Source organism: Bradyrhizobium sp. AZCC 2289, from assembly GCF_036924615.1.
GTDB lineage: Bacteria > Pseudomonadota > Alphaproteobacteria > Rhizobiales > Xanthobacteraceae > Bradyrhizobium.
Genome location: NZ_JAZHRY010000001.1, coordinates 994,662 through 1,006,202, shown reverse-complemented (window position 1 = coordinate 1,006,202; position 11,541 = coordinate 994,662). Strand labels below are relative to the sequence as shown.

11 protein-coding genes are annotated in these 11,541 nt (G+C 62.3%); 6 read left to right on the top strand and 5 right to left on the bottom strand.

Translation table 11 applies throughout. The annotated features are described in order from the left end of the window. Positions 1-205 precede the first annotated feature (205 nt). Complete coding sequence (locus tag V1289_RS05075) at positions 206-895, top strand: hypothetical protein (RefSeq protein WP_334395910.1); 690 nt, start codon at positions 206-208, stop codon at positions 893-895. Positions 896-927: 32 nt separating this feature from the next. Here the strand turns inward: V1289_RS05075 and rffA are convergent, their stop codons facing one another. Next, positions 928-2,070, bottom strand: coding sequence for a dTDP-4-amino-4,6-dideoxygalactose transaminase (gene rffA, locus V1289_RS05070; protein ID WP_334395909.1), 1,143 nt, complete (start codon positions 2,068-2,070; stop codon positions 928-930). Between the two features lie 307 nt (positions 2,071-2,377). On the opposite strand from rffA, the gene V1289_RS05065 reads away from it, so the two are divergent. Further along, positions 2,378-3,823, top strand: coding sequence for a hypothetical protein (locus V1289_RS05065; protein WP_334395908.1), 1,446 nt, complete (start codon positions 2,378-2,380; stop codon positions 3,821-3,823). 13 nt (positions 3,824-3,836) lie between these two features. On the opposite strand, the gene rfbA is transcribed toward V1289_RS05065, so the two are convergent. Then, positions 3,837-4,712, bottom strand: a complete 876-nt coding sequence (rfbA, locus tag V1289_RS05060; protein WP_334395907.1) for a glucose-1-phosphate thymidylyltransferase RfbA — start codon at positions 4,710-4,712, stop codon at positions 3,837-3,839. Positions 4,713-4,934: 222 nt separating this feature from the next. On the opposite strand from rfbA, the gene V1289_RS05055 reads away from it, so the two are divergent. From V1289_RS05055 to V1289_RS05045, 3 genes are read left to right on the top strand one after another with little or no spacing between them, the layout of a single operon-like run. Next, complete coding sequence (locus V1289_RS05055; protein WP_334395906.1) at positions 4,935-6,011, top strand: hypothetical protein; 1,077 nt, start codon at positions 4,935-4,937, stop codon at positions 6,009-6,011. A 43-nt stretch (positions 6,012-6,054) separates the two neighbouring features. Next, on the top strand, positions 6,055-7,155 hold the full coding sequence (locus V1289_RS05050; protein WP_334395905.1) for a DegT/DnrJ/EryC1/StrS family aminotransferase: 1,101 nt from the start codon (positions 6,055-6,057) through the stop codon (positions 7,153-7,155). Next, positions 7,155-7,856 carry an NDP-hexose 2,3-dehydratase family protein gene (locus tag V1289_RS05045; RefSeq protein WP_334395904.1) on the top strand — a complete coding sequence of 234 codons (702 nt, stop codon included), beginning with the start codon at positions 7,155-7,157 and terminating at the stop codon, positions 7,854-7,856. The genes V1289_RS05050 and V1289_RS05045 overlap by 1 nt, the downstream gene beginning before the upstream one ends. A 14-nt stretch (positions 7,857-7,870) precedes the next feature. Here V1289_RS05045 and V1289_RS05040 read toward each other — a convergent pair whose 3' ends face one another. From V1289_RS05040 to rfbB, 3 genes are read right to left on the bottom strand one after another with little or no spacing between them, the layout of a single operon-like run. Continuing rightward, positions 7,871-8,653 (bottom strand): class I SAM-dependent methyltransferase, encoded by a 783-nt coding sequence (locus tag V1289_RS05040; RefSeq protein ID WP_334395902.1) that lies wholly within the window; start codon positions 8,651-8,653, stop codon positions 7,871-7,873. After that, positions 8,650-9,843, bottom strand: coding sequence for a CgeB family protein (locus V1289_RS05035; protein WP_334395901.1), 1,194 nt, complete (start codon positions 9,841-9,843; stop codon positions 8,650-8,652). The genes V1289_RS05040 and V1289_RS05035 overlap by 4 nt, the downstream gene beginning before the upstream one ends. A 6-nt stretch (positions 9,844-9,849) precedes the next feature. Further along, the gene (gene rfbB / locus V1289_RS05030; RefSeq protein WP_334395900.1) at positions 9,850-10,962 is read right to left on the bottom strand and encodes a dTDP-glucose 4,6-dehydratase; all 1,113 of its coding nucleotides are present in this window, start codon (positions 10,960-10,962) and stop codon (positions 9,850-9,852) included. 362 nt (positions 10,963-11,324) lie between these two features. Here rfbB and V1289_RS49500 point away from each other — a divergent pair, with 362 nt between their 5' ends. Then, positions 11,325-11,519: a sugar phosphate nucleotidyltransferase gene (locus V1289_RS49500; RefSeq protein ID WP_442896167.1), complete on the top strand. Its 195-nt coding sequence runs from the start codon at positions 11,325-11,327 to the stop codon at positions 11,517-11,519. Positions 11,520-11,541 lie beyond the last annotated feature (22 nt).

Here is an 11,541-nt window from a genome sequence, read left to right as displayed (position 1 = left end):
CGTATTTCCGGCGGCGTGGCTGTTTGGCAACATTCAGGGCGCGTGGCACCAGCAAAGTTTCCGGAAAACGCGCCGTCCCGCCGCACCCCGGGGGGAGCCGAGGCGCTAAGACTCAGCTTCGATTCGCATTGCGTTGATGGGCGCCGTGGTTGCGGGTAAGGTCACCGCGGATCTGGCGGCGGCGAGGCTAGCGGCGGGTTAAGAGATGGTCGGGCGGCTCAAAATTCTGGCGCTGGTGCTGCTATCGGGCGGCATGGTTGCGATCGGCCTTTCGCCGGAACTGCGTGCGGCGACCTCTTCCACCGATATTCTGTCCGACGATCGGCCAGGGGGCGGCCCTGACAGCGTCGACGTCGGCGCCGTGAAACCGCTTGCGAAGCCGAGCCGGGAGCCCGCGAGGACGCCGACCGGAAATCCGCTGTGGTCGGTGCCGCTTTCGGCGCTGCCGGCCACCCAGGAGCGTCCGATCTTCTCCGCCTCAAGGCGGCCGCCGCAGCGTGCCGTGGTCGCTCCCGCGGAACAGGCCGTCGCGCCACCACCCCCGCCGCCGGCCGCACCGGACCGTCCGGCGCTGGCGCTGATTGGAGCCGTCGTCGGCGACGGCGACGCGATTGCGGTTTTCCTTGACCGGAGCAATCAGAAAATCGTCCGCTTGCGGCAGGGTGACAGCCATGCCGGGTGGCAGCTCAGCTCGGTCCAGGGCCGCGAGGTCACGCTCAAGAAGGCTGGCCGGAGCGAAGTTCTCGTCCTGCAGCGTCCGGAAGGCCCCGTTGGCGCTCCGGCCGGTATACCCGGCATGCCGGTGCCGCAACCGGTTGCTGGCGCCACAGATGGGTCTTTTGCGCCGTTTACACCACGCTCAACGCCGAAGAATGGTGAGTCCGACGGCCTTTGAACCTGATCTGGGCGGGCTGACGCGGTGGTCCGCTATTTTCCGAGAATCGCGCCCAATACGTCGCAGACCCGCTGCTGCTGGGCTTCCGCCAGGCCCAGCCACATCGGCAGCCTGATCAGGCGTTCCGACAGCGACGTCGTCAGCGACAGCTCGCCATGCGCCCGCCCGAAGCGCTGGCCCGCGGGCGACGAATGCAGCGGGACGTAATGAAATACCGATTGGATCGCATGGCTCTTGAGTTCGCGCAGTACGGCCTGACGATCGATATCGGGCGGCAGAATGACGTAGTAGATGTGGCCATTGTGCTGGCAGTCCGCCGGCACGACCGGACGGCGAAGCCGCCCCCGGTGTTCGAGCGATTCGAGCATGATGTGGTAGCGCTGCCAGATCGCGACCCGTTCCCGCGTGATGCGCTCGGCCTCTTCGAATTGCGCCCACAGGAATGCGGCATTGATGTCGCTTGGCAGAAATGAAGAACCGACATCCTGCCAGGTGTATTTGTCCACCTCGCCGCGGAAAAACCGGTCGCGATCGGTTCCCTTCTCGCGGATGATCTCAGCGCGCGATACCAGCGCGGGATCGTTCACAAGAAGCGCGCCGCCTTCGCCCGAAATGATGTTTTTGGTCTCGTGAAAACTGAAGCTGCCGAGATCGCCGATTGCGCCGAGCGCGCGGCCCTTGTAGCCCGCCATGACGCCCTGCGCCGCATCCTCGATCACCGCAAGGTGGTGGCGTTTTGCGATCGCGACAATGGCGTCCATGTCGCAGGATACGCCGGCGTAATGCACGGGTGCGATGGCGCGGGTGCGGGGCGTGATGGCGGCCTCGATCAATCGCTCATCCAGATTAAGCGTGTCCTCGCGGATGTCGACGAAAACCGGAACCGCGCCCCGCAGCACGAATGCGTTCGCCGTCGACACGAAGGTGTAGGACGGCATGATGATTTCGTCGCCGCTCGTGATGTCAAGCAGCAGCGCCGCCATATCGAGCGCAGAGGTGCATGAATGCGTCAGCAGCGCCTTGGCGCAACCCGTTCGCTGTTCGATCCACTGATGGCAGCGTTTTGAGAACCGGCCGTCGCCAGACAGATGCAAATGACCGTGTGCCTCGGCAATGTAGCCGAGCTCCTTGCCGGTCGCGTAGGGCCGATTGAACGGTATGAACTCGGTGGCCACGTTGTTGTCTTCAGGTTCTGCAACGGCGCCGGCGATCGCAAGCGGCTGACGCCAGATAGGCGGTTTCCGGTGGAGGAATCAACGGCCAATTGCGGCCTCGTGCGCCGCCCCGAGGTCACCATTCACCGACTATCGACATTCACGGCGTTGACTGCTAGCCCGGTTTCGATGCTGAAGGGGTTCGGCCTTGATCGACGAGGCAGATGATGCGCGGAAGGGCGAGGCTCCGACAAATGCTTCGGGCCGGAGCCGGGCGCGCAGGCTGATTGCGGGTTGGTCCGCAAGTTTTTTCCAGATGGCGCTGGGCTTGACCCAGCAGGTCGCGCTGGTTCCGGTTTTTCTGCATTTCTGGACCAGCGAGGTTCTCGCAGCCTGGCTCGTGATCTACGCCGTCGGCAATCTGATGCTGATTGCCGATAGCGGTCTGCAGTTTCGCGTGATCAACCGGTTTCTCGCATTCAAATCCAGCATCGATTGCGACGGGCGAACGGCGCGCTTCTATGCCGCGTTGCTGCGGATCTATCTGGGCCTGGGCGGCTTTCTTGCCATCGTCGTGCTGGCCGCCGCACAGCTGGTCTCGCCCTCCGCCGTTTTCAGATTTCAGTCGATCGCGGATTTCGACGCGGCCTTCGTGGTGATGGCGGCAGGCACCATGCTGACGCTGCCGTCCAGCCTGGTCGGGGGGCTGTATCGTGCGCGAGGTCTCTATGGTCGCGCAGTGTGGCTGCAGGGCTGGGCCACGGCGGCGGGACAGGTGGGGCAACTGGTCGCGATCGTTCTGACCGGAAGCCTGCTTGGCGTTACCGTCGCGTGTGTGGCGGCTCAGGTGCTGGTCACGATCTATCTGCTGGCGATCGATGCGCCGCGGCTGTTTCCGTTTTTGCGCGGGGTAAGGAGCAGAAATTCCCCGCGCTGGATCATCGGTCAGTTCCGCAAGGCGGCGCCATTCGGGCTGGCGGGCGCAACGGAACTGGTGCTGCTCAATCTTCCGGTGATGCTGGTCAGCGCGCTGGTGTCCGACCGCATCGCGGTAGCGCAATGGGGGCTGACCCGCGTGGTGGCGGGGTTGCTGCGGGCGCTCTGCCTGCAGACCACGCTTCCGCTAGCCGCCGAACTCGGCCACGACCACGCGGTCGGCGACACCGACCGGCTGCGCAGCCTCTACGCCCGCGGCTCGGTGTTCGTCGCGGCGCTGGCGAGCTTCGCGGTCTCGGGGCTGTTGCCGTTCTGGCAAGATTTTTTCGCGCTCTGGACGCATGGCGCCATTCCCTACGACCCGTTGCTCACGGTCACGTTGCTGATAGGCACCGCCGCGATCGCCCCGTCGATCCTGGCGCTGGGTTTTGCCAATTACAGCAATCGCGGCGGGCTTCTGGTGCGGACCAAGGGACTTCAGCTTGCTGTATTCCTGATCCTGTCATTGATCCTGATTCCTCCGATGGGACCGCTTGGCGCGGCGGTCGCGGTGGTCGCCAGCGACTTGTCGATTCAATGCGGTGTGCTGGCATTCGTCGTCGTTGGACAGACGTTGCAGCATCCGCTTCGCCATGGCGGCTTTCTGGCGGCGATGATGATCGCCGTGACGCTGGCGGGCTGGGCGTTGGGAGCGGCGATCCGGCTGGCGTTGCCCTGGACGGGCCCGGCACGTTTCTTTGCCGAATGCGCGATATGGCTGCTGGTGGCAGCCGTGGCGGCGAGTCCGTTGGCGGTCGGGCGCATCCGCGAAAGAATGATCGCGGCGATTCCGCGTTAGAGATTTGCGTGGCTCAGGAAATCCGCGCCTGCCGGATCAGATACTGCCCATATGCCGTGTTCTTCATGGGCTCGGCCAGAAGCAGCAATTGTTCGGCGTCGATAAAACCCTCGGCGAATGCAACCTCTTCGGGGCAGGCGATTTTCAGGCCCTGGCGCTTTTCCACGATGTGGATGAATTGCGATGCCTCGAGCAGCGATTCGTGGGTGCCTGCATCGAGCCAGGCGTAGCCGCGGCCGAACCGTTCGGCATGAAGTTCGCCGCGGTCCAGATACCATTGATTGAGGTCGGTGATCTCGAGTTCTCCGCGCGCCGATGGCTTCATCTCGCGGACGATGTCGACGACGCGTTCGTCGTAGAAGTAAAGCCCGGTGACGGCGTAATTGGATTTCGGCGCCTTCGGCTTTTCGACGATCCGCAGCGGGCGGTGGGCGGGATCGAACTCGATCACGCCGTATCGCTCGGGATCGTCGACCCAGCAGGCGAATACGGTAGCGCCGCGGGCCTTCGCTGCCGAGTCGCGGAGCAGCGCCCGCAGATTGTCGCCATAGAAGATGTTGTCGCCGAGAATCAGCGCCGACGGCCCGCCCGCCAGGAAGTCCCGGCCGATCAGGAACGCTTCCGCGATGCCGCCGGGGTGGTCCTGGATAGCAAAGGAGAGCGCGATTCCCCACTGGCTCCCGTCGCCGAGCAGACGCTTGAACTGATCGATCTCTTCCGGCGTGGTGATGATGAGGAGTTCGCGCAAGCCCGCCATCATCAGCGTGGTCATCGAATAGTAGATCAGCGGCTTGTCGTAGATCGGCAATAGCTGCTTCGACGTGGCCAGGGTCAGCGGATAGAGCCGCGTGCCACGGCCACCGGCCAAAATGATGCCTTTGCGATTCATTACATCTTGCTCGCGTTGCGACCCGGAATTCGAGGGTCTCGGTAACACGCGGCTGTGCGCATCTCAAAGGTCTTTCGGAGTGCCTCGGCCAACGAGAGTGGCCGAACGGCGAGATTGCGGGGAGCCGGACGTGCAAGCCTCGTTTCGGCGGTTAATCGCCATATTTTTGCGGTTTGCAGCGACCGCATTGCGCCGTTCTGGTGCCTCCTGTAGACATGATGGGTGGCGTGGGGCAAGCAAGAGCTCGTTAAATCGCCTTCCGCCCTTCTCGCGGCCAGACTGACATATCGCATGTTGAACCGCGTCTACTGCACCTACTTCGATCACAACTATCTGTCGCGCGGGTTGGCGTTGCATCGATCCCTTCAACGCCACGCCCCCAATTCCCGTCTCTGGGTCCTGTGCCTGAGCGCCGAATGCCACACGATCCTGGTCACGCTTGATCTGCCGGGAATCGTGCCGGTGCGGCTCGCGGATTTTGAGGCGGCCGATCCGGAGCTTGCCGCGACGCGTGCCGACCGTAGCATCGTCGAATATTACTTTACGTGCTCAGCGGCCTGGATGCTCTATGTTCTGGCGCGCGAGGCGGACGCGGAGTGGGTAACCTACCTCGACGGAGACCTGTATTTTTTTGCTTCACCGGAGGCCGTTTACGAGGAACTGAAGGGCGCGGCGGTCGCGATTATTCCTCATCGCTATGCCCCCAACCTCGAGAGACGGCGAAGTTTTGGGACCTACAATGTGGGATGGGTGGGGGCGCGCAACGATCCGGACGGCATCGCCGTCATCAAATGGTGGCGAGAGAGATGCATCGAATGGTGCCATGATTATGTCGACGGAGGCCGCTACGCCGACCAGGGATATCTCGATTCTTTTTCGCTTCTGTCGACGCGTGTAAAGGCGGTCGACAATATCGGTGCAAACCTCGCCCCCTGGAATATCGCCAATTACCGAATCGATGTTCGCGATGGCCAGGTCATGGTGGACGCAACCCCGCTGGTTTTTTTCCACTTTCAGGGGCTGCGGAAGGGGCTGCGCTGGTTCATCTTCAACAGCCATCGTATCTTCGGCGCGCCGTTCTCGGCAACGACGCGCAACCATATTTACCGGCCCTATATGGAGGAACTGTTGGCGGTGGAGAAAATCACCGAGCCGATGCTCAATATCGACGAAACCAGGCCACAGGCGCGATCCCATACCATCAAGAGCAGGGCACGAAATGTCGGCATCCTCGTATTTCAGCTACTGGACATCGTTACCGGACGTGCGTTTCTTGTCGTTCGTGATACAGCGTACTAGGCCGCTTCGAGCCGCCTTCTGTCGCGGGGAAATTGACCGAACGATGCTACCGCCATTTTGGGATTATCGACGCGAGTATGACGAACTGCGGGACGAAATTCTCGCCGCGGTCGATCGCGTGTTCACATCCGGCAAGCTCATTCTCGGACCGGAGGGGATCGCGTTCGAACGCGATATGGCGGCCTATGTCGGCGTCAAAGGTGCCGTCGGGGTCAACAGCGGAACCGACGCGATCTACATCGCGCTCGCGGCCGCCGGTGTCGGGGCCGGCGACGAGGTCATTACGGTACCGAACACCGCAGTCCCGACCGTCTCCGCGATCCAGGTTCTCGGCGCCCGTCCGGTTTTCGTCGATATCAGGGATGACGATTTCCTGATGGATGTCGGTCAAATCGAGGCGGCGATCACGCCGCGCACCCGTGCGATCGTTGCCGTCCACCTGTACGGTCAATGCGTCGATCTCGATCCATTGCTGGAAATCGCCCGGCGGCACGGACTTAAGGTGATCGAGGACTGCGCGCAGTCGCAGGGCGCGCGCTACAGGAATCGTCGCTGCGGAAGCATCGGCACCGCGGCGACCTTTTCGTTCTATCCGACCAAGCTGCTCGGCGGCTATGGCGACGGCGGCATGGTGGTGAGCGGCGACGAAGCTGTCGTCGATCTCGCGCGCTCGCTGCGCTTTTACGGTATGGAGCAGACCTACTATGCCGAGCGCCACGGCTATAATTCGCGGCTCGACGAAGTCCAAGCCGCGATACTTTCGCTGAAGCTGCCCAGAATAGACGGCTGGATCAATCGCCGTCGCGACATTGCCGACCGCTACCGGCGGGGATTGGCGGACTCGGGATTGCGGTTGCCCAAGGAAAATGACTACGGGCGGCACGTGTATCATCTATTCGTGGTGGAGACATCGGGCGACCGCGACGCGACGCTGGCGAGAATCGAGGCCCGCGGCCTCAAATGCAGCGTGCAGTACCGGTGGCCGATCCATTTGATGCGCGGCTATCAGGATCTGGGCTACCGGGAAGGCCAGTTTCCGGTCGCCGAGCGCAACGCCAGGCAAATCTTCTCGCTGCCGGTGTATCCGCATTTGAGGGATGATGAGATAGACGAGGTTATCGAAGCCGTGAGAGCTGCGATCTGATGGCCGATCAGGAACACATCCGCTGGCTGCGCGATCGCCTGCAGGCTTCGCGCGCGGTCGAGGCAACGGATCCGGCGGAACTGCTGGGTTGGCTCGAAGTGCGGAGGCGAGATGTCCCGTTTTCCGCAAAACTCATTCCGTTGCGCGAGGTCGCTGACTGGCACGAGGACGACGACGGCAATATCCGCAACGCGACGGGGCAATTCTTTCGTATCGAAGGCGTCAGGGTGCGAAGCGCGCCCGGCGTCAGGGAGATCTCGGGCTGGGACCAGCCTATCCTGACCCAGTCGGAGGGCGGCGTCCTGGCGCTGCTGTGTCGCGAGACCCCGGAGCGAGGGCTCGAGTTCCTGCTCCAGGCCAAGGCCGATCCCGGCAATGTCGGCTATCTGCAGTTTTGCCCGACGATCCAGAGCACCTGGGAGAACATCCGCGGACTGAAAGACGCGCGGCGCGCGCCATTCGCCGAATGTCTCGATGCTTCCGCAAATATCCGCGTGATCTACCGGTCGAAACACAACGAGGAAGGCAGCCGGTTCTGGCAGAAATCGAACGAGAACATGATCCTGTTCGTTGAGGACGCGAGCCAGCTTGCGATCAACGATCGGGTTTATCGATGGGCAAGCCTGTCGCAGATCAAGCAAATGATCCTGCTGGACAACATTGTCGGCCCCTATGTGCGGACCGTGATTGCGCCGCTTTGATCCGCCGGTCTCGCTCAGCGCGTGAACAGATAGGTTATCGCGCCGGAGTGATGCCCTGTCGCCTCATAGACATCATAGGGAATTCCGGACCACTCGCGCGCCAGCCGTAGTCCGGCATCGCCGCACAGCGACATCAGTTCCTGTTTGCCGAAAACCACTTCGACGACCGGGGCGCCGTAGGCGTACTTCCTCAAATATATGGTTCCGTGATCGTCGAAAACCGGTACGCTGTGGAAGATGCAGTAACGCTTGGCGACGCGTGCGGCTTCGCGGATCGCCGCCTGATAATCGACGATGTGCATCAGCGACACGCCATTGAAGACGATGTCGAAGGCATTGTCGGGGAAGGGCAGTCGGGTTGCGTCGGCCGCCTCGAACGCGGCCGATGGATAATTTGCACGCGCCCGCGCGATCATCGCTTCCGAGTAGTCGATGCCGGTATAACGCACGCCGCCGGGAACGAGGGTTGCAAATACCTCGGAATAATAACCGCTGCCGCAGCCGACCTCGATCAGAAGAGGGTTGGCAATGCCGGTGGCGGCGACGGCCTCCGCCGCGATCGTGAAATCAAGCCGCGGTTCGCCGGCTTTCATGGCCGCGATCAGGCCCTGATAAGCGCGCTCCTGGCGCGCCACCGTACGCGCGGCAAGCCAGCCGTCCGAAGCCATCGCGCTGCGGGCCTCGTCGACGCCGCTGAGCACCTGGTAGTCGGTCGACGTCAGAATATGGCGGCGCAGAATGGGCGTTGCCTGCACGACGCGTTTGCCGATCAGCCGGATCGCGCGCGGCAGCTTCATCGCTGCGCTCGCACGGCGTCGACGAAACCGAGAATCTCGGCCACGCGATGGCGATAGGTATGCTCCGCCATCGTCCTCGCCTGACCGGCGCGCGCAATTGCTTCGCGACCCGAACCATCCCCGAGCGCGCGATTGATCTCGGCAAGACAATCGTCGACTGAGCGCCATACCCCGACCTCGCTATCCGGCTCGAACAGGGTATTGAGATTGTCCTTGAAGTCGGTCAGCAGGAAAGCGCCGACGCCGGTGGCTTCGAACAACCGCATGTTTCCGGCTTCCCGGGCGGCCATATCGATGTGCGAATTGAGCGTGATCTTCGAGCGCCGCAGCGCCTGATACATGTCAGCGCCCCAGACCTCGCCCTGAAAGCAGCGGTGCAGCGGCGAGGCGGCAGGCAGCGTCTGCGACGGATTTCCGAACAGTTTGAGATCGTAGCGTTCGGCAATCGCCTCCAGCAGCGCAATCCGCTGCCGGTGATCCGGCGAGACGGTGCCGACGAAGGAAACGTCGATGTCGGTCGCAGGCTGCGCCGGCAGCGCCTCGAGAATCGTTGGCTCGAACGCCAGATGATTGACTTCGGCGCGAACGCCAGCGTCCCGAAAGAAATTCACCGTCGCCGCCAATTGCGACATCATCAGATCGTAGACGGTCCAGTCTTCGCCGCGCGATGGCGCGATCCCGACCTGGCCGATCAGGATCGGCCTGCCGATGCCCTTGATGCGCCGCATCAGCGCGGTATCAACGTGAAAGGTGTCCTGGTTGAGCACCAGGTCGGGTTTGAAATCCTCGATCTGCGCGAGCAGGATGTTTTCGGCCTGAGCATCGAGCTTGGGACTGAGGCCAACCTTTCGGGCCAGTGGCCGCAGCATCGGTTTGAATGGCGTTACGGCGCGCTGCAGCCAAGCGGGAAGCGGCCTGCGCGCGGCTGCAGTGGACGGCTCCGCGGTTTCGACCGCGATCCCGTGCTCGCGCGCCCAGGCCGCCTGAAGCCAGGGATTGTTGACATGGATCTCCGCTGCGGGATGGCCGAGGGCGGTAAAATTCCGCGAATAGAAATCAGCAACGCCAAACAGGCTCTCGCTTCGCGCCGTCATTTGCGCCGCATAGGCGGCGCGTTCGAGCCCCGGCTTGCGGCGATAGAGCCAAGCCAGGAAGCGCGGGTAGTCCGCGTTGAGCACGAGGATGCGCATGGCGTGCTAGATCACGATCCGATAGCCGTAATTCTTGTCGATCCAGGCCTTGTAGGCGCCGCTGGTGACGTCGCGCCACCATTCCTCGTGATCGAGATACCAGCGCACGGTCTGCCCAAGTCCGCTTTCGAAATCCACCCGGCAGCGGCTGCCGAGTTCGGTGGCGAGCTTGGTCGCGTTGATCGCATAGCGGTGATCGTGACCGGGGCGGTCGGTGACATAACCGATGAGCGTGCGCGTGCTGCGGCCTGCGGTTGCCGGGCACGATGGAAAGCGCGCGGAAAGGTTGGGATCGGCAGCGAAGGCGCGGTCGATGGTGTCGCAGATCAGGCCGACCAAATCGCGGTTGTTGCGCTCGTTGCCGCCGCCGACATTATAGGTTTCGCCGCTGCGGCCTTGTTCGATCACGTTGATCAAGGCGTCGCAGTGATCGGAGACGTGCAGCCAGTCGCGGACATTGGAGCCGTCGCCGTAGACCGGCAGCGGCTTTCCCTCCAGTACGTGAATGATCATCAGCGGGATCAGCTTTTCGGGGTGCTGGTATGGCCCGTAATTGTTAGAGCAATTGGTGATCAGGACCGGCAGCCCATAGGTCGGGACGAATGAGCGCACTAGATGGTCGCTCGCCGCCTTGCTCGCGGCGTAGGGCGAATTGGGGCGGTACGGCGAGGATTCCGAAAAGGCCGGATCATTCGGCCCGAGCGAGCCGTAGACTTCGTCGGTCGACACGTGAAGAAAGCGCGCGCGATCGATCGTGCCCCACGAGCGCCATGCGTCCAGCGCCGCCTTGAGCAAGGTGAAAGTGCCGAGCACGTTGGTTTGCAGGAAAGCCTCGGGATCGACGATCGATCGATCGACATGGGATTCGGCGGCGAGGTGAGCGACTCGCGTGAATTTATGCTCGTCGAACAGCCGCCGCATCAGCGCCGCATCCCGGATGTCGCCCCTGACGAACAGGATGCTGCGATCGGCGATCAGCGATTCCAGGCTTCGGATGTTGGCCGCGTAGGTCATCGCATCGACGACGGTCAGCCGATCGTCCGGACGCGCGGCGCACCACGCGTGCACCAGATTCTGGCCGATGAAACCAGCGCCTCCGGTGATTAGAACGCTCTGCATCGGAGCCCCTTGGTTGTCTGCCACCCGAAGATGTTTCCTTGAATGGTATAAACCGCCGCCATTTCTGGAAAACAAGCGATTTCTGTTCGGCTAAAGCGAGCCAGCCGGACGGTCCTGCCGTCCCGGAAGCGAGTTATTTTGCTGGGGCCGAATGATAGTCGATAGGATTTGGATCATCAATAGTGGGACATCCGCCTCAATTTGCTGTTTGTTCCAGGCTTTGCGCGCGTCCTCGTCGATCAATGCGCAAGAGCGTTCGGCTTGTCTGCTTTCTGTTCGAACGTCCCTCGTGGCTATCGCTCGCAAGAATACGCCGGTTGAATCGCCGAATGTTTTCGGATCGTTGCTGACGAAATTGTGGGCTGCAATGTCGCGTTGGCATTGTCTTAGCGTTCTCACGTGAGCTTCGCCCCTCGGCACGTGACGAATTAGAAATTACCGACGTTAACCGGCGATACCTCGAGCTCGGTCTCCTGAGAGTGACGCTGTTTGGTCGAGGCGTTGCCTGGCTCGATGGCGGAGCGCATAAGGATCTTATGAGGCCTCTCAGTTCATAAAGGTTATTGAGGAGCGTACGGG